Raw genomic sequence first — 24484 nt, 5'->3', positions numbered from 1 at the left:
ATTAAAGATTATTGTATGCAAAGTAGAGCCTTCTACTTTGCATAAAAGACTAGCATCACTGAGGGCTAAGTTTAGAATTTTTTTAAAGAATTTTAAACTTATCCTTTAGGATGCTTTTTGCGCTTTATAAAAAAAGCTAAAAAACTAAACCAAATTATTAAGGTCGACAATGTTAAACTCTTTAAAATCTGGTAATAGACTTAGAGTTGATTTTGCAAAAAATCCACAACAAATAGAAATTCCAAATCTACTACAATTACAACAAAACTCTTATGAAAACTTTTTGATGATAGGAAAAGATGATAGATTTGATGCTGGTATTGAAAAAGTATTTAAATCAGTATTCCCTATTCATGATGCACAAAATAGAGTTACTTTAGAGTACTTAGGTTCAGAAGTTGGTAAACCCAAATATGATGTTAGAGAGTCAATGGTTAGGGGTCTTACTTATTCAATTCCATTAAAGATTAATATTAGATTAACTTTATGGGAACTAGACGAGAAAACTGGTGAAAAAATCGGTGTTAAAGATATGAAAGAACAATCTTTATTCATTCGAGAAATTCCACTTATGACAGACAGAACTTCTTTCATCGTTAATGGTGTTGAGAGAGTTGTTGTAAATCAATTACACAGATCTCCAGGTGTTATCTTCAAAGAAGAAGAAGCAAATACATCAGGTCACAAACTAATTTATACTGGTCAAATTATTCCAGATAGAGGTTCTTGGTTATATTTTGAGTATGATGCAAAAGATGTGTTATATGTAAGAATTAACAAAAGAAGAAAAGTGCCTGTTACAATTCTTTTTAGAGCATTAGGTTACTCTAAAGAAGATATTATAAAACTTTTTTATCCAATTATCAATGTAAAAGTTAAAAATAATAAATTTTTAACAAAATTTAATCCAGATGATTATTCTGGTAGATTAGATTTTGATTTAAAAGATGATAAAGGTAATTTAATTTTAGCTGCAGGAAAAAGACTTACAGCTAGAAAAGCAAAAGCTTTAGTTGAAGGTGGACTTGAATTAGTTGAGTATCCAGTTGAATTATTAATGGATAGATCAACTGCAAGTGCTATTTTTGATCCAGAATCAGGAGAAGTTTTATTTGATGCTTTAACAAATTTAGATGAATTAAAATTAAAGAAATTATTAGATTTAGGATTTGATTCATTTGATATTGCTAATGATTTAGCAACTGGTGTTGATGATTCAATTATCAATGCATTTAAAGCTGATAGTGAGTCTTTAAAACTATTAAAACAAACAGAACAAATTGATGATGAAAATGATTTATCAGCAATTAGAATTTATAAAGTTATGAGACCAGGTGAGCCTGTAACAAAAGAAGCTGCTAAAGAGTTTGTTAGAAAACTATTTTTTGATCCAGAAAGATATGATTTAACAAAAGTTGGTAGAATGAAAATGAACCATAAACTTGGTGTTAATGTTCCTGAGTATGTAACAGTATTAACTTACGAAGATGTAATTAAAACTGTTCAGTATTTAGTAAAAGTTAAATCAGGTCATGGTCATATTGATGATAGAGATCACTTAGGTAATAGAAGAATTAGAGCAATTGGTGAACTTCTTGCAAATGAGTTACATTCTGGACTTATTAAAATGCAAAAAGCTATTAGAGATAAAATGACTACATTAAGTGGAACATTAGAAGATTTAATGCCACATGATTTAGTAAACTCTAAAATGATTACATCAACAATTACTGAATTCTTTACATCAGGGCAATTATCACAATTTATGGACCAAACAAATCCATTATCAGAAGTTACTCATAAAAGAAGACTTTCTGCACTTGGTGAGGGTGGATTAGTTAAAGAAAGGGCTGGATTTGAAGTAAGGGATGTTCATCCAACACACTATGGTAGAATCTGTCCTGTTGAAACTCCAGAGGGTCAAAATATTGGTCTGATTAACACTTTATCAACTTATGCAAAAGTAAATGATTTAGGATTTATTGAAGCTCCATACAAAAAAGTTAAAGATGGTGTAGTAACAGATGAAATTACATACATGACTGCAACTTTAGAAGAAGGACTTGTAATCGCACCTGGTTCAACGAAAGTTGATGATAATGGTAAGATTGTTGAGCCTTTAATTGAAGCTAGACAAAATGGTGAAATTTTACTTATGGAAAGAAGTAAGGTAAACTATATTGATATCTCTTCACAAATGGTTATGGGTGTTGCTGCTTCACTTATTCCTTTCTTAGAGCATGATGATGCCAACAGAGCACTTATGGGCTCAAATATGATGAGACAAGCTGTTCCATTATTAAAACCTAATGCTCCTATTGTTGGTACTGGTTTAGAAAAAACAGTAGCAAGAGATGCTTGGGAAGCTATAAAAGCCTCTAGAGCTGGTGTTGTTGAAAAAGCAGATGCTAAAAATATCTACATCAGAGGTGAAGACGAAAGTGGTGCATTTATTGACCATTATCAAATTAGCAAGAACTCAAGAACAAATAATAATACATCATTTGGACAAAGAGTAGCAGTAAAACAAGGTCAAGTAGTTGAAAAAGGTCAAGTTATTGCTGATGGTCCTTCAATGGATAAAGGTGAATTAGCTGTTGGTGTTAATGCAATGGTTGCATTTATGCCATGGAATGGTTATAACTATGAAGATGCTATTGTTCTTTCTCAAAGATTGATAAAAGAAGATGCATTTACATCTGTACATATTTATGAAAAAGATGTTGAATGTAGAGAGCTTAAACATGGAAACGAAGAGATTACTAGAGATTTACCAGGTGTAAAAGAAGAGTCAATTTCTCATTTAGATGCTTCTGGTATTATTAAAGTTGGTACTTTTGTTAAGCCAGGAATGATTTTAGTTGGAAAAGTTACACCAAAAGGTGAAATTAAGCCAACTCCAGAAGAAAGACTTTTAAGAGCTATTTTTGGTGAAAAAGCTGGGCATGTTATTAATAAATCACTATATTGTCCAACATCAATGGAAGGTACTGTAGTAGATGTTAAAGTATTTACTAAAAAAGGTTATGAAAAAGACGAAAGAGCAGTAGCTGAAATTGAATCAGAAAAATCTGAACTTGATGTTAAGCATCATGATAAACTATTAATGCTTGATAGAGAAGAGATTTTAAAAATTAATGATTTATTATCAAAATCAGCATTAGATAAAGATGTTGAAGTAGATGGAACAACTTACAAAAAGGGTGATAATATTCCATTTGATGTACTTTCAAATGTAAATAGATTTGCTATGAAAAAAGTAGTTGCTTCATATAATAAAGATGTTCAAAATGCTTATAATAATATCAAAGAGCATTTTATCAAACAAAAGTCTACATTAAGACAAGAGCATGAAGAAAAACTTCAAGTTCTTGAGCATGATGATATTTTACCAAGTGGTGTAATTAAACAGGTAAAAGTATATATTGCAACTAAAAGAAAGATTAAAGTTGGTGATAAAATGGCAGGTAGACACGGTAACAAAGGTATCGTTTCTAATATTGTTCCTCAAGTTGATATGCCATATTTAGAAGATGGAACAACTGTTGATGTAATTCTTAACCCATTAGGGGTTCCATCAAGAATGAACATCGGTCAAATTATGGAAGTTCACTTAGGTTTAGTTGGTAAAAGACTTGGTAATCAAATTCAAGAGATATTTGAAGCTAAGCGAGCAGAGTTTATTACTGAACTTAGAGAAAAAATGTCTGAGATTGCAAGTACTGCTAAGCTTATGAAAGGTAAAGAGTTTATGAATTCTTTAACTGATGAAGAGCTAGTTGATTATGCACAAGATTGGGCAAAAGGTGTTAGATTTGCTACTCAAGTATTTGATGGTGTTGAAGTTTACGAATTTGAAAAACTTTTTGAATTAGCAAAAATTGACACAGATGGTAAATCTGTACTTTATGATGGAAAAACTGGTGATAAGATGAAAGAAAGAGTTAACGTAGGTTATATGTATATGCTAAAACTTCATCACTTAGTTGATGAAAAAGTGCATGCAAGATCTACTGGACCATATTCACTTGTTACACAACAGCCAGTTGGTGGTAAAGCACTATTTGGTGGACAAAGATTTGGTGAGATGGAAGTTTGGGCACTAGAAGCATATGGTGCTACAAGTGTTCTTAAAGAGATGCTTACAACAAAATCAGATGATGTTGAAGGTAGAACAAGAGCTTATAGAGCTATAGCAAATGGGGAAAATGTTCCAAGATCAGGTGTTCCTGAAACATTCTTCGTATTAACAAAAGAGCTTAAAGCTCTTGGTTTAGACGTTGATATTTTTGACGAGGTAGAAGAGAATGAGTAAAACTGAAAAAGTATTAAAACCTATCGAAATTAAAGAGTTAGAAAGACCACAAGATTTTTCTGCTTTTCAACTTAGACTTGCAAGTCCAGAGAAGATTCTTTCTTGGTCTTGTGGTGAAGTTAAAAAACCAGAAACAATAAACTACAGAACTTTAAAACCAGAAAGAGATGGTCTTTTTTGTGCTAAAATATTTGGTCCAATAAAAGATTATGAGTGTCTTTGTGGTAAATATAAAAAAATGAGATACAACGGAGTTGTATGTGAAAAATGTGGAGTTGAAGTAACTTCTTCAAAAGTGAGAAGACACAGAATGGGTCATATTGATCTTGTTTCTCCTGTAGCACACATTTGGATGGTATCATCTCTTCCAACAAGAATTGGTACACTTTTAGGTGTTAAATTAAAAGATCTTGAAAGAGTACTTTATTATGAAGCATATATTGTAAGTGAGCCAGGTGATGCTTATTATGATAATGAAAAAACAAAAAAAGTTCTTAAATACGATATATTAAATGAAGAACAATATAGAACTATTTCTGATTTATTTGAACATACTGGATTTGAAGCTAATATGGGTGGAGATGTTGTAAGAAATCTTTTAGAATATCTTGACTTATTTGAACTTTTAGAAAAGTTAAAATCTGAAATGTCATCTACTAAATCAGAGGCAAAAAGAAAAACTATAATCAAAAGATTGAAAGTAGTTGAGAACTTTATTAATTCAGGTAATAGACCAGAATGGATGATGTTAACTCAACTTCCAGTTCTTCCACCTGATTTAAGACCACTTGTATCATTAGATGGTGGAAAGTTTGCAGTTTCAGATGTAAATGACTTATATAGAAGAGTTATTAACAGAAATAACAGACTTAAAAGATTAACAGAACTTGATGCACCTGAAATCATTATTAGAAATGAAAAAAGAATGCTTCAAGAAGCAGTTGATGCATTATTTGATAATGGAAAAACTGCAAATGCAGTTAAAGGTGCAAATAAAAGACCTTTAAAATCATTATCTGAAATTATTAAAGGTAAGCAAGGTAGATTTAGACAGAACCTACTTGGTAAAAGGGTTGACTTCTCAGGAAGATCTGTTATTGTTGTTGGACCATCTTTAAATATGGACCAATGTGGTATTCCTAAAAAAATGGCTTTAGAGTTATTTAAACCACACTTAATGGCAAAACTAGAAGAAAAAGGTTATGCAACAACTTTAAAATCTTCAAAAAGATTAATTGAGAGTGAAACAAATGAAGTTTGGGAATGTTTATCTGAGATAGTAAATGAATATCCAGTATTATTAAATAGAGCACCAACTCTTCATAAATTGTCAATTCAAGGTTTTCACCCTGTATTAATTGATGGTAAAGCAATTCAGTTACATCCATTAGTTTGTGCTGCATTTAATGCTGACTTTGATGGTGACCAAATGGCGGTTCACGTACCATTGTCACAAGAAGCGGTTGCAGAAGCTAAGATTTTGATGATGTCATCTATGAATATTATTTTACCAGCATCAGGTAGAGCTATTGCTGTTCCATCACAAGATATGATTTTAGGTATTTATTATCTTTCTTTATCAAAAGATGGAGTAAAAGGTCAACATAAATTATTTACAGATGTAAATGAAGTTAAAATTGCTTTAGAGATGAAGCAAGTTGATTTACATGCAAAAATTAGAACAAAACTTGATGATAGAATTATTCATACAACTGTTGGAAGATTGATTGTAAAAGAGATTTTACCAGAATTTGTACCTGAAAATTTATGGAATAAAATTTTAAAGAAAAAAGATATTGGTACATTAGTTGATTATATTTATAAACATGGTGGATATAAAGTAACTCCAAGATTTTTGGATAATCTTAAAAACTTAGGTTTTAGATACGCAACTGATGCTGGTATTTCTGTTTCGATTGCAGATATTAAAGTACCTGAATCAAAAGCAGCACACGTAGTTAAATCTAAAAAAGAAGTTATTGAAGTTCAAAAACAATTCTCTCAAGGTTTATTAACTGAGCAAGAAAGATATAATAAAATTATTGATATCTGGACTGAAATTAATAATACTCTTGGATCAGAAATGATGGAGATTATTGAAACTGATAAAAATGGTTTTAACTCTATTTATATGATGGCTGACTCTGGGGCTAGAGGTTCTGCTGCGCAGATTAGACAGCTTGCAGGTATGAGGGGTCTTATGGCTAAGCCTGATGGTTCAATTATTGAAACACCAATTATTTCTAACTTTAGAGAAGGTCTAAATGTACTTGAGTACTTTATTTCTACTCACGGTGCTAGAAAAGGTTTAGCAGATACAGCACTTAAAACAGCAAATGCTGGGTATTTAACAAGAAAACTAATTGATGTATCACAAAATGTGAGAATTACTACAGATGATTGTGGAACTCATGAAGGAATTCAAATTACTGATTTATCTTCTGGTAATGAATTAATTGAAAGTCTAGAAGAAAGAATCACAGGAAGAGTAATTGCAGAGGATATAATTGATCCTATTTCAAATGAGATTTTATTTACAGAAGGAACTTTAATAACAGAAGAAGATGCAAAAGTTGTTGCTGATGCTGAAGTAAAATCTGTTGTTATTAGAACACCTTTAACTTGTAAAGTAGAAAATGGATTATGTTCAAAATGTTATGGTCTAAACCTTGGTGAGCAAAGAAAAGCAAATCCAGGTGAAGCAGTAGGTGTATTAGCTGCTCAATCAATTGGTGAGCCAGGAACACAGCTAACACTTAGAACATTCCACGTTGGGGGTACAGCAAGTGCTACTCAAACAGAAAGAGAATTAAAAGTTGACAAAGAAGGTTTTATTAGATATTACAATATAAAAACATATATTGATAAAGCAAATAGAATCATTGTTGCAAATAGAAGAAATGCTGGTGTTTTACTAGTTGAGCCAAAAATTAATGCTCCTTTTAAAGGTAAAGTAACAGTTGAAACTATACATGAAGAAACAATTTTAACAATTTCTAATGCAAAAGAGAGTAAAAAATACTATTTAAGAAAGAATGACGTTGCTAAGCCAAATGAGCTTGCAGGTGTATCTGGAAAAATTGATGGTAAATTATATCTTCCTTATGCAGATGGAGACGAAGTTGGAGAAAATGAATCAATAGTTGAGATGATTAAAGATGGATGGAATGTGCCAAATAGAATTCCATTTGCTTCAATTTTAAGAGTTCAAGATGGAGATCCAATAACATCAAATGTTCTTTCAAATGCACAAGGTATTGTAAAATACTATAAACTTAAAGGTGACTATTTAGAAAGAAGACATGACATTAAAGCAGGTGATGAAGTTGTTGAAAAAGGTCTATTTGCAGTTATTGTTGATGCCGATGATAGAGAGGCTTTAAGACACTATATCGCAAGAGGTTCATTAGTTGAGTTTACTGATGATAGTCCTGTTGAAAAAGATTCTGTTATTGCTATTCCAAAAACGCAAGAGCAAAATGTTATTGCTGAGTGGGATCCATATGCAAACCCAACAATTGCAGAAGAAGCTGGTACAATTGCATTTGAAGATATTATTCCAGGTGTAACAGTATCTGAGCAATATGATGAATTAACAGGTACTTCAAAACTAGTTGTAAATGAGTATATTCCAGCAGGTTACAAACCAGCAATCTCATTAGCAACAAACAATAAAGAAGTATTAAGATATTCATTAGAACCAAAAACTTCATTAAACGTTAGTGAAGGTCAAAAAGTTGAAGTTGCTGATGTATTAGGTAAAACACCAAAAGCTACTCAAAAATCAAAAGATATTACTGGAGGTCTTCCAAGAGTATCTGAATTATTTGAGGCTAGAAGACCTAAAAATATTGCAGTACTTGCTTCATTTGATGGTATTGTTTCATTTGGTAAACCACTTAGAAATAAACAAAGAATTATTATTACAGATGAAAATGGTGCAAAAGCAGAATTTTTAGTAGAAAAATCTAAACAGATTTTAGTTCATGAGGGTGAGTTTGTTCATGCTGGTGAGGCATTAACAGAGGGTCAATTAGCATCACATGATATATTAAAAATTCTAGGTGAAAAAGCACTTCATGGATTTATTGTATCAGAAGTTCAGCAAGTATATAGATCTCAAGGGGTAAATATTGCTGATAAACATATTGAGGTTATTTTATCTCAAATGTTAAGACAAGTTTCTATTTTAGATGGTGGAGATACTAAATTCATCGTTGGTGATATGATATCTAAGAAAAGATTTAAAATAGAAAATGAAAGAATTATCAAACTTGGTGGTGAGCCAGCAATTGCTGAACCATTATTACTTGGTATTACAAGAGCCGCTGTAACATCTGATTCTATTATATCAGCTGCATCTTTCCAGGAAACTACTAAGGTTTTAACAGAAGCTGCAATTTCTGCTAAGATGGATATGTTAGAAGACTTAAAAGAGAATGTTGTTATTGGTAGAACTATTCCAGTTGGAACAGGTCTATATAAAGACAAAAAAATTAAATTCTCTTATGGAGATAAATAAAAAGCAAGGAGAAATCCTCGCTTTTTTATAAACATGGATATAATATCTTTATTTTTTCTATTTATTGCAATTGAACTTTTTGAATCAAATTGGCAAAAATCAGATACTATTTATGGGTTATTATCTAATAATCTAGCTATTTTCAATAAGAATATAATTCTTTACTTCCTTTTAAACTCAAGCTTTATTTACTCTATTTTTTTAAGTGTTTATCTTGATAATTATAGTTTTTTAATGTTAAGTATAGTTGGTATAAAGTTTTTTGATATCGCTTTTAAACTTTCAATAATGCAAAAGTTAAATAATGGAGTTTTAATTGAAGAAATAATGCCTAATATTAAAGTTTCTTTATTACTTAGATACTTTAATGCAATAGCTTATCCTGTCACTTTTTTATTCGCCTCAAATTATTTTCAATATTGATACTAATTATCAAAAAATATTAAGTTGTTTTTTGTTATATTATTATTATGAATAATATAGAATTTAAACACATAATATTAGACTCAAAATATTTTACTAAGTATGAACCAATAATTGACGCAAAAACAGATGATATCTATGCTTATGAGGCTTTGTCAAAGTTTGAGATTGACAATAATCTTATATCTACTGAAGATATCTTTAGACACTTACACCATAATAATAAATTATTTTTCGAACTTGAGAAAAGAAATAAACAGTTACAATTTGATAATTTCACAGAAAACAAAAAATTATTTTTAAATTTTGATGCAGATATATTTGTGTCTTGTGAACAACAATCTTATTGGGAAATTTTTTTAAATGACAAAAAAGATGATATAGTAGTAGAAATTACAGAAAATGGTAGTGATGATGAAACAAGTGCAAATATAATGCGAAATTTTTCTTCATGGCTAAATAATAAAAAAATAGAAACAGCACTTGATGATTTTGGACAAGATGGTTCAATGTTCTCTTTTTATATGATGAATGGAAGTAAATATATTAAAATTGATAAATCCTTTTTACGTCAAATCGAAGTAAATCATAACTATATGCACTACTTAAAAGGTATCTTAACAACAATTAGACTAAATGGACAAAAAAGTATTATTGAAGGCATTGAAACACAGCGTGATTACGATTTAGTAAAAGAGCTAGGATGCGATTATATGCAAGGATATTTTTTTGATGAACTAATAATAGTTAAATAGTGTAATTTTTATTATATTTAAATATGATATAATTTAAAAAAATAAAAGGAATAAAAATGCAATACCTAATAATTGCTTATGATAACGATAACGCACTAGACAAAAGACTAGAAGCAAGAGAGGCACATGTAGAGGGTGCAAAAAAATTAATGGCTGAAGGTAAGATTATTGAAGCTGGAGCATTAATAGAAGAAGATCAAATGGTAGGCTCAACACTTTTTGTTGATTTTGAAAATGATGATGAGTTAAATGAATGGTTAGAGAGTGAACCATATGTTACAAATAATGTATGGAACATGGACGAATTCCAAATCGTTCCTGTTAAATTGCTACCAAAAGATTAATTATTAAATCAAATAAGCCCTTTTTATGGGGCTTTTAGAACTATTAAACTCTCATAGTTTATTATATAAAATTAGATAAAATCAAGTTTTTTTTCAGGTATAAATATAATTAATTAAAAGTGAGTACCTGAAAAATTCAAAAATATCAAAACCACTTATACTTACTGAAGTAAAAAACTTTAAACCAAAAAATATAAAACAGCTTTTAATAGATATTAACTCTATAGGCGAAAAATCAAAAAGTGATATAAGTACTATATTAAAATTTATACCTTATATATTAGTAGGAAGTTGAAATATAAGGCTTATGTGTTGGGACGATATTAATCTGGAAAAAGGTGTTTGGGAAATACCAAAAGAGAAAATGAAAATGAAAGTAGATTTTGTTTGTCCTTTACAAAAACAGGCAATTGCTATTTTAAAACAAATAGAACCTTTCTCAAGACATAGAAGTAGATTTGTATTTCTTTCTCCATATAAAAACGATAGAGGAGTTTCAATTGCTATCCTGTCTGATACATTAAATAAGTTAGGTTATCAAAATAAACATACTTTCCATGGCTTTCATCCAGATATTATTGAAGCTTGTTTAGCTCATAAAGAGAAAAATAGAGTAAAAGCAGCTTATAACAGAGAATCAAAGTATAAGTATTCTGATGAAAAAAGAGAACTGATATAGTGGTATGCTGATTGGTTAGATACATTATGATAAAATTAGTTCAAAAAAAAGAGTACATAGTTTTGACACTTAAAGAGTTTATTTCAATAGCTTTAAATAGTAATACAAGAGATATAATATATGAATTAGAAATTACAGAAGATGCTTGTAGAGCTATAAAAAAGCATACTAATCTTAATATTTGTAAATATAAATTTATCATAGAAGAAGAGTATATTAGACATATTAGAAATGGTCATGAAGAAGATTTGGAACTTCTTCCTTTAATTCCTATTATATTAAATCGTTTTACTTCTGTTGAAAAAAGTTTAACTAGAAATAAACAGACTGGACAAAATGATGTTAGCTTAGTATTTAGAAAAAATTTAATAATGATGTTATTAGAATGGTGTCTTTAAGAATTATGAAAAAAAAGATTTTATCTTTAAGAACTTTTTTTAGGCAATAAAAAAGTAGCAGACCAAAAACTGCTACTTTTTACGGTTGTCGAGAGTTTTCATCCCATAAACGATACAAGTCGTTCACTCCGATGGTTTTTTGAGGAGATAATCTCTCAAAGAGATTGATTTAATCAATTACTTTCAAAGATTCTGTATTAAAAATATATTATGCAATATTTTAATATACAAGTCAATTTTATATTAATACGGATTTTAAAATCTGCTAAAAACAAAGTTATGTATTTTTGGGTAAATCGTGCCTTTAAAGTTACTTTCTAAAGATTAATAAATAAACTAAGCCTCTTTTTTAGAGGCTAGATGTTTACGTAAATTAAAATTATGTATTAACAAATATATTTGCTTGTTTAATTAATATTTTTACTTAGATATTAAATATAATAGTTAATTTTCTCCTAATCCTTCAATGGTGGTAGTTGCCATCCTTTATAGTATGCTATCATTCTTATTAAAATTCCAAGGGCTAGTAATGTTATGATATAAAAAATTGTATTTAATCCTACAAGGTGCAAGATATAATATATTATACCAACACCAAAACTTATTGTTCCATATAGTCCTGTTCTCATAAACCATGGTACTTCATTTAGAAGGATATCTCTTAAAATACCCCCTCCTACTCCATTGAAAAATGCAACAAATGCAACGCCAAAGATATTAAAACCAAATTCAATAGCTATCATGGCTCCAACAATAGAAAAGCATATAACATCAATAGCATCTGCAAATATAAAAATAAACTTTTTTTCAAGTTCATGTTTTTTATAGACTTTCAAAAATCTAGAGATAAATAAAACTATAATTACAATAAGTACGGGCATATAGTGAGTAAAAGAGTATATTTCTCTATCTACTAGCAAATCTCTTATTATTCCACCGCCTAGTGCTGTTAGAAAAGATGCTATAAATAATCCAAGCCAATCACAACCTTTTTTTACACCAAATAAAAAGCCACTAAGTGCAGCTGATGCGATTCCTATATATTCAATAAATAATATTATGTCCATTTTTCCTACTTTATAAATTTCGTATTTTATACCTACTATGCATAAAAAAGAATAAATTTTAGGCTATTTAATTAAAAGTGATTGTTTATAATGTTAGTTATTATTAAGAAGAGTAAAAAAGGCACAAATTTGTGCCTTTTTTTATAAGTTTTGAAGAATTTTAGGTTTTGTAAAAGCGTTGATTGGCTTTAAACTACCTTTGTATTTTTCTATCTCAACTAATGCAGTATGTGCAATATTACTTTGAGCTAATTTTGATGTTCCTTTATCAATAGTAAGAACATTTACATTACCATGTTGACAAAGTGTTTTGTCTCCTAAGTTTTCAGGAGAATACCAAGCTCCCTCACATAATGAAACAACTTCATCTATTACAGCATCAGTTACATAAACACCAGCTAGAACTTCACCTCTATCATTAAATATTCTTGCAATATCACCTGTTTTTAAGCCTCTTTTTTTAGCTTCTTTAGGACTTATTAAAACAGGTTCTCTTCCACTAATTTCATATAAACCTCTAATAAATGTATTATTTAATTGAGAGTGTAATCTATATTTTGAGTGTGGACTAATAATATGCATTGGATATTTTTTTGTTTGTTTTTTATCTCCTAGCCACTCGATTGGTTCCATCCAAGTTGGGTGTCCTTTGCAATCATCATAATTGAATTTTGCAATTACAGGAGAGTATATCTCAATTTTTCCTGATGGTGTTCCAAGTCTATGTTTATATGGATTATCTCTAAATTCAGTATATCTAGTATAATTTTGAGTTGATTCATCATCATTTTCAAATCTCACATAACCTTTTTCCCAGAATTTATCAAATGATGGCATTTTCATATTCATAGCTTTTGCTTTTTGTACAGCATCTTCATAGATATATTTAACCCATTCTAATTCAGTTCTTTCTTCTGTAAATACCTCTTCATAACCCCATCTTTTACAAAGTTCTCTACAAATCCAGAAATCACTTTGACTTTCACCTGCTGGTTTAACATGTGCTTTTCTTGCAATTATATACTCTTTTGTTCCACCTGTTTGGTCAATGTCAACTCTTTCAAGTTCTGTTGCTACTGGAAATACAATATCTGACATTTTAGCAGTAGAAGTCCAGTAAGGCTCAGCTGTAATTACTGTATCAACTTTTTTCCATTGATCTAGCATATTATTTACATCATGGTGTCTTGTAAGTGGTGAACCTGATGCGTTATACATTAGTCTAATATGTGGTAATTTTATTTTTTTACCATTTTGGTCTAAATTTTCTCCTGGTCTTTGAATTGCTTCTATTGATCTTGATGATGGAATAACAACATCATGATGTTTTAACCAAGGTGCATTTGGATATTTTTTATTATATTTTTCAGGAATAGATTGGCTAATACCTGTAATTGTTGGTGCTAGTTTATCTGTTGCTCCGCTTGAATTATATGCAAGTGAGAACTCAATTCCACCACCTGGTAATCCCATATGTCCTAACATAGCTGCTAGTACTGTGCACATCCAGTGAGCTTGTTCTCCATGGTCTTGTCTTTGAAGTGCTCTACCGCATAATAATACTGTTCTTTCTTTTGCTAATGTTGTTGCAAATTTTGCAATAGTTTTTGCATCTACTCCACAAATTTCAGAAGCCCAGTTGATATCTTTTGCTTGACCATCTTCTTTACCTAATAGATATTTTTTAAATTTATTAAAACCAACAGTATATTTTTTGATAAATTTTTCATCATATAGTTTTTTTGTATATAAATAGTGTGCCATACCAATCATTAGTGCAACATCTGTATTTGGTTTTACTGCTATGTGTTCTGCATCTAAGAATTTTTGAGTATCATTTTTTCTTGGATCTACACTAAATGCTTTAATTTTTCCACTAAAAACTGCAGCTTGTAATTTTTCATAATCTTTAAAGCATCTATGAAGTGGAGTTGACCATGTTATTTGATTTGTAATTAATGGATCACAACCCCAAACTACAACATTTTTTGCATTTTCTATTATTGATTTCCATTTTGTTGGAGTATCATAAACAGAAGAACCTCCTAAAACATGAGGCATAATAACAAGACCAGCACCAGTTGAATAATCACCTGATTCAGTTACAAATCCACCTAAGATTCTCATCATTCTTCTAGATACAGTTCGTCCCCAACTTACCCTACCAGAACCACCCCACCAGTAGCACTCTCCATAAATACTTTCAGGTCCGTGTTTATCAAATGTTTCTCTCATCTGTTTTGCTGCTAAATCAAGAGCAACATCCCAAGATACTCTTACAAACTCTTCTTTTCCTCTTAGGTTATTATTTGATGGTCCTTTTGCTTTTAAAAATGACTTTCTAACCATTGGGTATTCAACACGTGTTTGATTTTGCAATCTATCTGCAACTGATTTTATCATTGGACTTGGAAAATAATCACCTTTAAAAGCTTTAGTTTCTATAACTTCTCCACTTTGTATTACTGCTTCAAACATACCAAATCTATTTGAACTTAATACTGTTTTTCTATCATCAAAGTTAGTTAGGTCTGCCCAACCAAAACTATTTGCTTTTACAGTCGTTGCTGCACCAAGAATTGAACTACATTTTAAAAAATCCCTACGTTTCATTTTGTCTCCTTTATTTTGAATCAGCTGCATGTTGTTGCAGATATTTAATAATTAGATTTTTTGTATGTGGATCTAATGTTACTTGTTCCATCATACTTTCAATTTGTTGTGGCCATTGATTTACAGTGTATGCATTTGATGCTGGTAAATGATGACACATTGAACAACTTTGCTCATATGTTTTTTTAGCTTTTAGTTTTAAGTTTGCTGGATCTTTTGCAATATATTTTGAATCAATTGTAAAAACTCCTTCAACTTCATGCCAAATTTCACCATAATCATCTTCATGCTCTTTTACTGTTTTAAAAGATTCATTTGAACTTTTTTCATCTTTAAATTCAGCATATAACTCTTTTCTTTTTATATCTCTAAGAATCATTTGTGGATAGTTTTCTAATCTATATCCTTTAACTTTGATAGTTACTTTACCTGCTTGTTTTTTTACTATGTCAACTGGAGTTAATATAGTTATATAACCAATATCTTTTCCATTTTTTAATAGTTTTGTTCGCTCTTTAATAACAGAGTCTTGCGCTAAGGCAAAACTTGTAACTCCTAATATGCTTAAAAGTAACAAGCTTTTTTTAAGTATTCCCATTCCTAATCTCCTAAATTTTGTGTAAAGGAATATTATAGGAATAGTATAAAAAAAGTATAATCTTTAATTTTTTTTAATAAATTTAATTAGTTTTATTTTAAAGTGAGTTTATATCCAATACCTTGAATATTTTGAATTAGTTCTGTATAGGTCTTTTTTCGTAGCTTATTAATAAACATTCTTATAGCATCAGCAGTAGCACCACTATCTTTCCATACAAAGTTTTCAATAAGAGAAAAAGGAACAGTATGTTCATGGTGTTTGATAAGTAGTTCTAAAAGTCTTTGCTCTTTTTTAGTAAGATTTATTGTTTCAGCATCATATAAAAGTTCTTTTGCTTCAAAATTATATTTAAAACCATTTTTTAAATCAAAAAATTTAAACTCTTCTTTAAATGAGGATATTGCTAATATCATAGATACAAGTAACTGTTTTTTATCAAATGGTTTTTTTAAAACACTTTTACTTTTTAATTGTATTGCTTCAAGCATATTTTCATCTGTATCATAAGCAGTTAAAAAAATAATTGGTACATAAGAGTCTATCTTTCTAATTTCACTGCACATTTTCAATCCATTCATTTTTGCCATGTGAATATCTGAAATTATTAAATCAATAGAGTTAGTTTCAAAACAATTTAATCCATCAATACCATTTTTTGCTGTGTATACATTTGTAGCATAATCTTGTATGGATTCAACCATGATATTTAATAGACTCTCTTCATCTTCAACTATTAAAATATTTTTATTTTCAAGTAGTTCTTGAATTTTATCATACATCTTTAACTCCAATTTTTATTATAAATTTTGTCGGATTTTGTAAACTATCTAAATATAAGTTACCATTCATCTTATTTTTTACTAATAATTCACATAAATATAAACCTGTTCCTGTTCCTTGGTTTTTTGTTGTAAAAAATGGTTTAAATATTTTATCTTTATTCTCTTTTAAAATACCTCTTCCATTATCTTCTACACTTATATAAAAATGCTCTTTTTTTCTATAAAGATTGATTTTTATTTTTGCTTCATAAAGTGGTTTTTGTCTTAAAATAAATGATAGTTCATCTTTTGCATTTCCAAAAAGATTAATTAAAACTTGTTTGATATATGAGGGATAGTTTGTACATTCGTAATCTTTATCTTTATCATAATCAAATTCTAATTCAATTCCATTCATTTGCATTTGTGGAAAACTTATTAGTATAACTTCTTTTATGATTTTTATTAGATTAAACTCTTTTTTTCCGTACTCTTCTTTATAGAAGTTTCTAAATGCATTTACAGTTTCATTCATAAGTTCAATAGTCTCTCTTGATCTTAATAAGTAGTTGCAAGCTTTGTTTAGTGAGTTTTTTTCTACAATCTCTTCTGCATTACTTATTAGCATTAAAAGTGTACTTAAAGGCTGTCTCCATTGATGTGAAATTGCGCTTACCATCTCTCCTAAAGCTGCCATTTTACTATTTTGAATAAGAATTTGTTCATGCTCACTCTCTTTTTTCTCTAAATATTTTTCATGGCTTATGTCATTTATTGTAATAATAGTACCTTCTAACTCTTTATGAAAATTGTTTAATAAAGGAGTCATTTGAACTCTATAGGTTTTATTATTTCTTTTTAGATTATAAGACTTTACAGAAAAAAGATTTTTTTTAATATCATCAAAACAGTCATTTTTATCTATTTTTTCATTTTTTATTAACTCTTTTATGGTACTTAGTGGTTTTTCATATAAGCTTTTGCTTTTTATATTAAATATTTTTTCAAATACTTTATTTATAAATAAAATATTTCCATTCTTATCTGTTAGTAATACTCCCCAAGTAGGACTTTTAGCAAAATGTCCTAAAAGCATATGTTTTTCATAAAGTTTTTTTTGTGTTATAGATATAAATATTATTGTTCCTAAACCTAAAAGAAAAAGTATTAAAGAGGATATCAAGTTCATAAAAAGTTGCTGATTTAAAGTTTTAAATATCTCATCTTTTTGTAATACAGAAACAAACAACCAATCACTATTTTTAAGTCTTTCAAATGTAAATATATACTCTTGATTGGCTATTTTAAAAGTTTTGTCCCCTTTTTTATTATTTTGAAATGTTTCTAAAAATTTTAATAATTTTTTATCTTCAAAATCAATTCCTAGTTTATTTGACTGGACGATTACTTGTGAATCGTTTGTCATTAAAAAAGCAAATCCTTTTTTAAAAGGAAAAAATTTTGAAATCTCTTTTTGTACAGATTTTAGTTCCAAATCACTTGATAATACAGCTAAAAGTTTTTTGTTTTTATCATAAATAGGAGAAGCTATACTTATATAAAGTTTATCTTCAAACCCAGCAGAACCAACATATGGCTTAGAGATTGTTGTTTTGCCTTTATTTACTGCTTGAACATACCAAGGTCTTGTTACTGCAATATAATCATCTGTATAGTACCAATCGGTTCTTCCTGATATGGTAAAATTATCTGGATAAGAGATATATACACTTTTAAATCCATCTCCTGAAATCATGGCAGTTGTAAGCATCTCTTTTATGGAATTAAAATCTTTAAATCTATCTTTTTTTATTAGTTTTTTTCCCATTGTTTCAACAATTCTTTTTAATGCAGATAGTTTTTCATCAAATTTTTCTTTATATGAATGGACTAATTTTAGTTGTGTGTTTATTGTATTATTTAATAAATATGTTTTATTTGTATTATATGTTGCAAAAATTATGAAAATATATAATAAAAAAAACACTACTGAAATAAGAATATAAACTCTATTATGTTTCATTTTGTACCTTAAGATAATTTGTAGATTATTTATATATAAAAAGTATAATATAAATATAAATAATTTTACGATTTAGATTTATATTATATCCATACTCTAATTATATTCTTAAAAAATAGTTTAGCTCACTTTTTATTATTTTTATATATTAATTCCAAAAATACATAAGAGTTTAAAAAACTTATTATCTTGTAAAAATAATACTATTATAATAATTCAAATTAAGTTTAGGAGATATTTATGAGAAATTTTTTAGTTTTTTTAGCATTTGCAGTTGCTGCTAATGCACATTTTTTGACGATGATACCAACAACAGATAATGTTAAGAGTAAAAGTGAAGCTAATATAAAAATAGAGTCTATGTTTATTCATCCTTTTGAACAAACAGGGATGAAAATGGTAAAGCCAGAGGGTATTTTTTTAAATAATAAAAAAAATGCATTAAGTTTAAAACAAATCAAAAGATTTGATAATTTAGCTTGGGAAACATCTTATAAAATTAGAAGACCAGGAGTTTACAAGTTTTTTACTGTTCCAAAACCATATTTTGAACCAAGTGAGGGGAAGTTTATCTCTCATGTACCAAAAATAATAGTTAGTGCTTATGGTCTTGAAGATGGATGGGATGAGCCAATAGGTTTAAAATATGAGATTGTTCCTTTGACAAAACCTTTTGGTTTATATGCAGGTAATATTTTTACAGGAAAAGTCTTACACAATTCAAAACCAGCTTCAAATGTAGAGGTTGAAGTAGAATTATATAATGAGTTTGGTTTAAAAGCACCAACTGATGCACATATTACTCAAGTTGTTAAGACAGATGAAAATGGTAACTTCTCTTTTGTGATGAATCATAAAGGTTGGTGGGGATTTGCTGCACTTATAGAAGAGGGTGAGAAAGTTAAAGATGGTAAAAAGTATCCAATAGAAAATGGTGCTTTACTTTGGATAAAAGCCTATTAGAAAGAAGAGAAAATGCATATATCAGATGGAATTTTAAGTGCTGAGGTAGCAACTACCTTAGCCGTAGTTGGTGGGGCTATGTGTTTATACTCACTAAAAGAGATAAAAAATGAAAATATTGCTTTAAGTGCAGCTATGAGTGCACTATTTTTTATAGCATCATTTATACATATACCCTTAGGACCTACACAAATTCATTTAATTTTAGTAGGTGTAATAGGATTATTTTTAGGAAGGGTTAGTTTTCTTCCAATTTCAATTGCTTTAGTATTACAAGCTACTATGTTAGGTTATGGTGGAGTTACATCATTGGGTGCAAATATAGTCATAATGGCTTTACCTGCATATTTAGTATATTTACTTTATCATACAAAAATCGCACATAAATTAAATGAAAAAATAAGATTTTTCTTAGTTGGATTCTTGGGAGTATTTTTTGCCACAGTTATTCTTGCTTTAGTACTTCTTTTTGCAAAAGATGAGTATTTAATAGCTTCATATGCTGTTGTCTTAGCAAATATACCAGCTATGATTTTAGAGGGTATAATTACGCTATTTTTATTGCTTTATATTAAAAAAGCAATGCCTAATTTGTTAAATGAGATTAAAGTATGAAGATTTTCTTAACACTTGCTTTACTTTGTGTTTCACTATTTGCCCACAAACTAAATCTATTTACAGATTATGAAAATCAAACTTTATATATAAGTGCATATTTTGCAAATGGTAATGGTTGCCAAAATTGCGAAGTTAAAATTAAAGATAAAGATAAAAAACTTTTGCAAAAAACTTTTACAAATAAAAAAGGTGAAGTTTCAATAGATATAAAAGAAGATCTATTTTATGTATCTGTTGATGCAAAAGGTGGGCATATAGCTACAAAAAAGATATCTTTAAGTAAAGAAGAGAAGCAAGCTATAAAAGATAATAGTTTTAAATCTATTAATAAAAGTGATTTAGAAAAAGAGAATGAAAGATTAAAAGCTAAAGTTAAAGCTTTAGAATCAAAACTTGAAAATATGAATATTTTAAAAACTATTTTTGCACTTTTAGTTATAATAGGGTTATTTTATATATTAAAAAGAGTTAAAAGATGATATTCTCCCCTGCTGTTTCTATTTTAGCAGCACTTTTTTATTCTATTGTTGTAAGTTTTTCTTCTTATGAACTTTATTATTTATTGCCAACTTTTTATATACTATATTTTTATAAAGAATCTATAGTTAAGATTTTTAAAACCTTGGCATATTTAAATGTTTTTATAATTGTATTGGCACTTTTATTAGTTTTTCAAAAAGAGTATGATGAAGCCATAAATATTTATATTAGAACAAATATGATAATTTTATTTAATTTGTCAATATTTTATAAATCAAGGGGATACGATATAGTAAGAGGTTTTTATATTTTGAAATTTCCAAGCAGTTTTGTATCAACTACTTATTTTACATTAAAAATGATTGATAATTTAACAAATGATTTCAAAAATATTAAGAATACTTTAAAATCAAGAGGTTTTGAAGCAAAGACAAATATGTTTACTTATAATACTTTTGGCAATATTTTAGGTATGCTTTTTGTAAAATCAATAAAAAAATCGCAAAAGTTAAAAGACTCTTTTGAAGCAAGAGGTTTTAATAAACAAATTTATTTAAATGATAAGTTTAAAACAACAAAGAAAGATATTGTTTTAATACTTCTTATATTAATTGTAATAATTTTAAAGGTAAGCTTATGAGTTGTTCTATAACATTAAAACAAATATCATATAAAAATAGTTCAAATAGACTTTTTGAAAATGTAAATTTAAATGTTGGACATGAAGAAAAAGTTGCAATTGTTGGTGCAAATGGAGTTGGTAAAAGTACATTAATAAGAATAATTGCTGGACTTGAACATTCATTTGAAGGAGTTTTAGAACTTTTTCATAATAAAATAGATTCAAAAAAAGAGTATAAAAAATTTAGAAGTGATGTGGGATATTTGCCTCAAGATGTAAATGATTATTTTTTGTGTCCTGTTGTGATTGAAGATGTTATGTTTAATTTAAGAGCTAGAGGTGTAGATAAAGAAAAAGCTTATTGTGAAGCTTTGAAAATACTTGAGAGTTTAGAAATATCACATTTAAAAGATAGAACTATTTTTGAACTAAGTGGTGGAGAGCAAAAGATTGTTGCAATAGCTTCTATTCTTAGTACAGAGCCTAAAATACTTCTTTTAGATGAACCTACAAATGCTTTAGATGTAAATGCAGAAAAAAGGATTGTAGATATTTTAAATGGTATAAAAAAATCTATGATTATAGTGTCTCATCATAAAACTTTTATAGATAAATTAGCTCCTACAGTTTATACTTTAAACTCTACTGGATTAGAATTAAATTAAAAAATATTAATAAATTACTTTTTAAGTGTAAAATATAGTTTCAAAGTTATAATGGTAGCTATTAAGGAGAACTCATGGAAATAGGAAAAATACTAGAAAGAATTGGTATTGATGATGAGCCTTCATCTATAAATCCTACTTTTGAAAATTTAAAAAAACTACAAGAGTCTTATATCTTAAATGTGCCATATGAAAACCTTGATTTTATTTTTAAAAAAGAGTTTTCAGTAAATATATTAAAGATTTATGAAAAAATAGTGTGCAATAACAGAGGTGGCATTTGTTATGAATCAAATACTTTATTTGTATATTTATTGAAATATTTAGGTTATGATGCAAAGATGATATTTGCAAAAGTTGAAGATACAAGCTATATAGGAGCAAATTATCCACATTTGGCTTTACTTGTGACAATTGATAACAAAGACTATTTAGTTGATGTTGCAAATGGAAGAAATGTAAGAGTTCCTTTAGCACTTGATGAAGATACAATAGTTGAAAGTGAAGATATACAATATCAAATCCAAGCTTGTGCAAATGGTGAGTATGCTTTGATGTATAATTATAAATCTAAAGGTTGGCAAGTAAGATATCAGTTTTCAACTAAAAAAAAGAGTGTTAAAGATTTTTCTTGCGTATTTGAAGACAAAAAAAATTATGAACAGTTTTCAAGTTATGCACCACTTTTAGTAACAAAAGCTTTAAAAGATGGAAGAATAACATTAACAAATGATATGATAACATATAAAGAAAATAGTGATAAAAGAGTTTGGGGAATAAGTTTAGAAAACAGAGCTGAGGTTTTAAGGGACTATTTTAATATTCAACTATAAAGGATATTTATGAATAACGTTATTTACCACTACTGTAATATTGATTCATTTAAAGCGATTATTCAAAATAAAACCTTATGGCTTAGTTCCATATATAATTTAAACGATTATAAAGAGATACATTGGATAAAAGATAAAGTTGCAAATAGAATAAAAGAGCTTACAACAAAACATAACTTTAAAAAGTATGAGCTTTTTGAAGAGATGTATTTAGTCCAACATCCTTTAGTTTATGTTGCATCTTTTTCTCAAGGTCAAGATTTATTAAGCCAATGGCGAGCTTATGCAAATGATGGCAAAGGTATTGCTATTGGCTTTAATTCAGAATATTTTGATTATGCAAGTAATATAAAAATCTCTAAAGTTTTATATAGTGAAGAAGAACAAAATAGACAAATTGAAGAGATATTAGACTCTATTGAAAATCTTGATAACTCTATAATTAAAACAGATTTTAATTGCTTTAAAAAAATATGTCAAGAAACAATTACAAAAATCAATAACCTTGCTGCAAAATCAAAAAGTGAACTTTTTAAAGAAGAACAAGAAGTAAGAGTAATTCATAATCCAATAATTACAAATGATAGAGAAAACTCTTGTTACAGATTTGAAAATAGTATCTCAAATATGAAATTTAGAACTTGTCATGATAATATAATTCCTTATTTTGAACTAAAATTTGATAAAAATAAAGATAATATTTCACCAATTGTTGAGATAATTAAAGGACCTAAAAATAGAGCAATTGATAAAGAGATAAGAATGTTTATGTCAATTAATGGTTTTCATGATATGAAAATTAAAAAATCAAATGCTTCATATAGATAGTATTAATTCTTTCTTTTATATAATTTGTAAAAAATAAAGAGAGTTAATGCAAGATTTTACAAAGCAAAGCATGTTTGAAATATATCAAACTTTACAAGAACTTCTAAAAACACAAAATAAAATCAGTTTTACTGTTTTAAATCCAGACTTTTTAGCCTCAAGTTATGCAGGAGAAATCGTAGAAATTGAAAACAAAGAGTTTATATATAGAAGTTTTAACTCTTATGTTGATCTAGCTTTACTTTTAGATTGTAAGATATTAACACCAAAATATATAGATGAAAAAAAAGTATCAATAACACTAGAAAAAATCAATAAAGGTAAAAGTTTTCATAATGAAGACTCAAATGAAGAGAAATATGGAGCTTTATCTACTTTTAATCAAATAAATAAAAATGAAGAACCAGATTTTTTGATTAATTATATTAAGTGTTTAGAAAATACGAAAATATCATCAAGAAAAAAAGTATTAAATCTTGGAGTAAATAGTGCAGGTGAGTTTGAAGTTATAAAGCAACTTTGTGAAAATTTTAATGATATTGAATTTGTGGGAGTTGATTATAGCAGTAGTGCAATAACTCTTGCAAAGGGAAAATTTAAAGAAAATAGTAATGTAAAGTTTTTTGCACATGATATAAATAAACTAGAGCAGTTAGATTTAGGTAAGTTTGATTTGATTATTAGTATTGGAACTTTACAAAGTTCTAATATGAATTTCAATGAGACTTTTATGAATATAGTTCAAAACTATATGGAAAAAAATGCAGCTATGATAATAGGATTTCCAAATTGTAGATGGCATGATGGACAGATGATTTATGGTGCTAAAGCAAAAAATTACTCTTTTTCAGAAATGTCAGTTTTATATAAAGATGCCATGTTTTGTAAAAAATACCTACAACAAAAAAAGTTTAGAGTTACGCTTACTGGAAAAAACTATATATTTTTAACTGCAACATCAATAAGAAAGTAAA

General features: G+C 28.2%; 19 protein-coding genes. 14 read left to right on the top strand and 5 right to left on the bottom strand.

What is annotated here, in order from left to right:
• The first annotated feature begins 169 nt into the window (after positions 1-169).
• From rpoB to ACAN_RS11560, 6 genes are all read left to right on the top strand, one after another.
• Entirely contained in the window at positions 170-4315 is a 4146-nt protein-coding gene (gene rpoB / locus ACAN_RS11590; protein WP_099334245.1) for a DNA-directed RNA polymerase subunit beta, read from the top strand.
• Positions 4308-8837, top strand: a complete 4530-nt coding sequence (gene rpoC, locus ACAN_RS11585; protein ID WP_099334246.1) for a DNA-directed RNA polymerase subunit beta' — start codon at positions 4308-4310, stop codon at positions 8835-8837. The genes rpoB and rpoC overlap by 8 nt, the downstream gene beginning before the upstream one ends.
• 470 nt (positions 8838-9307) lie before the next feature.
• A complete protein-coding gene (locus tag ACAN_RS11575) occupies positions 9308-10015 on the top strand; it encodes an EAL domain-containing protein (RefSeq protein WP_099334248.1) in 708 nt (235 codons plus the stop codon).
• A gap of 56 nt (positions 10016-10071) precedes the next feature.
• Positions 10072-10359, top strand: coding sequence for a YciI family protein (locus ACAN_RS11570; protein ID WP_099334249.1), 288 nt, complete (start codon positions 10072-10074; stop codon positions 10357-10359).
• Between the two features lie 370 nt (positions 10360-10729).
• On the top strand, positions 10730-11038 hold the full coding sequence (locus ACAN_RS11565) for a site-specific integrase (RefSeq protein WP_170233033.1): 309 nt from the start codon (positions 10730-10732) through the stop codon (positions 11036-11038).
• Positions 11039-11064: 26 nt separating this feature from the next.
• A complete protein-coding gene (locus tag ACAN_RS11560; RefSeq protein ID WP_099334251.1) occupies positions 11065-11436 on the top strand; it encodes a hypothetical protein in 372 nt (123 codons plus the stop codon).
• A gap of 455 nt (positions 11437-11891) precedes the next feature.
• Here the strand turns inward: ACAN_RS11560 and ACAN_RS11555 are convergent, their stop codons facing one another.
• The 5 genes from ACAN_RS11555 to ACAN_RS11535 form a co-directional block, all read right to left on the bottom strand.
• Entirely contained in the window at positions 11892-12503 is a 612-nt protein-coding gene (locus ACAN_RS11555; RefSeq protein WP_099334252.1) for a trimeric intracellular cation channel family protein, read from the bottom strand.
• A 141-nt stretch (positions 12504-12644) separates the two neighbouring features.
• Positions 12645-15116, bottom strand: coding sequence for a molybdopterin-dependent oxidoreductase (locus ACAN_RS11550; RefSeq protein WP_099334253.1), 2472 nt, complete (start codon positions 15114-15116; stop codon positions 12645-12647).
• A 10-nt stretch (positions 15117-15126) separates the two neighbouring features.
• The gene (locus ACAN_RS11545) at positions 15127-15714 is read right to left on the bottom strand and encodes a hypothetical protein (protein WP_099334254.1); all 588 of its coding nucleotides are present in this window, start codon (positions 15712-15714) and stop codon (positions 15127-15129) included.
• 92 nt (positions 15715-15806) lie between these two features.
• Positions 15807-16496 (bottom strand): response regulator transcription factor, encoded by a 690-nt coding sequence (locus ACAN_RS11540; RefSeq protein WP_099334255.1) that lies wholly within the window; start codon positions 16494-16496, stop codon positions 15807-15809.
• Entirely contained in the window at positions 16489-18501 is a 2013-nt protein-coding gene (locus tag ACAN_RS11535) for an ATP-binding protein (protein WP_099334256.1), read from the bottom strand. Before ACAN_RS11535 ends, ACAN_RS11540 begins: the two co-directional genes overlap by 8 nt.
• Before the next feature lie 240 nt (positions 18502-18741).
• Here ACAN_RS11535 and ACAN_RS11530 point away from each other — a divergent pair, with 240 nt between their 5' ends.
• The 8 genes from ACAN_RS11530 (at position 18742) to ACAN_RS11495 (ending at position 24483) form a co-directional block, all read left to right on the top strand.
• Entirely contained in the window at positions 18742-19464 is a 723-nt protein-coding gene (locus ACAN_RS11530) for a DUF4198 domain-containing protein (protein ID WP_099334257.1), read from the top strand.
• Between the two features lie 12 nt (positions 19465-19476).
• On the top strand, positions 19477-20079 hold the full coding sequence (cbiM, locus tag ACAN_RS11525; protein ID WP_079576841.1) for a cobalt transporter CbiM: 603 nt from the start codon (positions 19477-19479) through the stop codon (positions 20077-20079).
• Positions 20076-20561 (top strand): hypothetical protein, encoded by a 486-nt coding sequence (locus ACAN_RS11520; RefSeq protein ID WP_099334258.1) that lies wholly within the window; start codon positions 20076-20078, stop codon positions 20559-20561. Before cbiM ends, ACAN_RS11520 begins: the two co-directional genes overlap by 4 nt.
• Positions 20558-21202 (top strand): energy-coupling factor transporter transmembrane component T family protein, encoded by a 645-nt coding sequence (locus ACAN_RS11515; RefSeq protein ID WP_079576843.1) that lies wholly within the window; start codon positions 20558-20560, stop codon positions 21200-21202. The genes ACAN_RS11520 and ACAN_RS11515 overlap by 4 nt, the downstream gene beginning before the upstream one ends.
• A complete protein-coding gene (locus ACAN_RS11510; protein WP_099334259.1) occupies positions 21199-21849 on the top strand; it encodes an energy-coupling factor ABC transporter ATP-binding protein in 651 nt (216 codons plus the stop codon). Before ACAN_RS11515 ends, ACAN_RS11510 begins: the two co-directional genes overlap by 4 nt.
• Positions 21850-21923: 74 nt before the next feature.
• On the top strand, positions 21924-22682 hold the full coding sequence (locus tag ACAN_RS11505; RefSeq protein ID WP_099334260.1) for an arylamine N-acetyltransferase family protein: 759 nt from the start codon (positions 21924-21926) through the stop codon (positions 22680-22682).
• 9 nt (positions 22683-22691) lie between these two features.
• The gene (locus ACAN_RS11500; RefSeq protein WP_079576846.1) at positions 22692-23510 is read left to right on the top strand and encodes a DUF2971 domain-containing protein; all 819 of its coding nucleotides are present in this window, start codon (positions 22692-22694) and stop codon (positions 23508-23510) included.
• Between the two features lie 46 nt (positions 23511-23556).
• Positions 23557-24483 (top strand): methyltransferase domain-containing protein, encoded by a 927-nt coding sequence (locus tag ACAN_RS11495; protein ID WP_099334261.1) that lies wholly within the window; start codon positions 23557-23559, stop codon positions 24481-24483.
• Position 24484: the final 1 nt, after the last annotated feature.

The organism is Malaciobacter canalis (assembly GCF_008000835.1).
Classification (GTDB): domain Bacteria; phylum Campylobacterota; class Campylobacteria; order Campylobacterales; family Arcobacteraceae; genus Malaciobacter; species Malaciobacter canalis.
This window is presented reverse-complemented; position numbering and strand designations above follow the sequence as displayed.

Bases quoted from the DNA above. Each gene is read 5' to 3' on its own strand.
- rpoB (WP_099334245.1), top strand. From the start codon at position 170: ATGTTAAACTCTTTAAAATCTGGTAATAGACTTAGAGTTGATTTTGCA.
- rpoC (WP_099334246.1), top strand. From the start codon at position 4,308: ATGAGTAAAACTGAAAAAGTATTAAAACCTATCGAAATTAAAGAGTTA.
- ACAN_RS11575 (WP_099334248.1), top strand. From the start codon at position 9,308: ATGAATAATATAGAATTTAAACACATAATATTAGACTCAAAATATTTT.
- ACAN_RS11570 (WP_099334249.1), top strand. From the start codon at position 10,072: ATGCAATACCTAATAATTGCTTATGATAACGATAACGCACTAGACAAA.
- ACAN_RS11565 (WP_170233033.1), top strand. From the start codon at position 10,730: ATGAAAGTAGATTTTGTTTGTCCTTTACAAAAACAGGCAATTGCTATT.
- ACAN_RS11560 (WP_099334251.1), top strand. From the start codon at position 11,065: ATGATAAAATTAGTTCAAAAAAAAGAGTACATAGTTTTGACACTTAAA.
- ACAN_RS11555 (WP_099334252.1), bottom strand. From the start codon at position 12,503: ATGGACATAATATTATTTATTGAATATATAGGAATCGCATCAGCTGCA.
- ACAN_RS11550 (WP_099334253.1), bottom strand. From the start codon at position 15,116: ATGAAACGTAGGGATTTTTTAAAATGTAGTTCAATTCTTGGTGCAGCA.
- ACAN_RS11545 (WP_099334254.1), bottom strand. From the start codon at position 15,714: ATGGGAATACTTAAAAAAAGCTTGTTACTTTTAAGCATATTAGGAGTT.
- ACAN_RS11540 (WP_099334255.1), bottom strand. From the start codon at position 16,496: ATGTATGATAAAATTCAAGAACTACTTGAAAATAAAAATATTTTAATA.
- ACAN_RS11535 (WP_099334256.1), bottom strand. From the start codon at position 18,501: ATGAAACATAATAGAGTTTATATTCTTATTTCAGTAGTGTTTTTTTTA.
- ACAN_RS11530 (WP_099334257.1), top strand. From the start codon at position 18,742: ATGAGAAATTTTTTAGTTTTTTTAGCATTTGCAGTTGCTGCTAATGCA.
- cbiM (WP_079576841.1), top strand. From the start codon at position 19,477: ATGCATATATCAGATGGAATTTTAAGTGCTGAGGTAGCAACTACCTTA.
- ACAN_RS11520 (WP_099334258.1), top strand. From the start codon at position 20,076: ATGAAGATTTTCTTAACACTTGCTTTACTTTGTGTTTCACTATTTGCC.
- ACAN_RS11515 (WP_079576843.1), top strand. From the start codon at position 20,558: ATGATATTCTCCCCTGCTGTTTCTATTTTAGCAGCACTTTTTTATTCT.
- ACAN_RS11510 (WP_099334259.1), top strand. From the start codon at position 21,199: ATGAGTTGTTCTATAACATTAAAACAAATATCATATAAAAATAGTTCA.
- ACAN_RS11505 (WP_099334260.1), top strand. From the start codon at position 21,924: ATGGAAATAGGAAAAATACTAGAAAGAATTGGTATTGATGATGAGCCT.
- ACAN_RS11500 (WP_079576846.1), top strand. From the start codon at position 22,692: ATGAATAACGTTATTTACCACTACTGTAATATTGATTCATTTAAAGCG.
- ACAN_RS11495 (WP_099334261.1), top strand. From the start codon at position 23,557: ATGCAAGATTTTACAAAGCAAAGCATGTTTGAAATATATCAAACTTTA.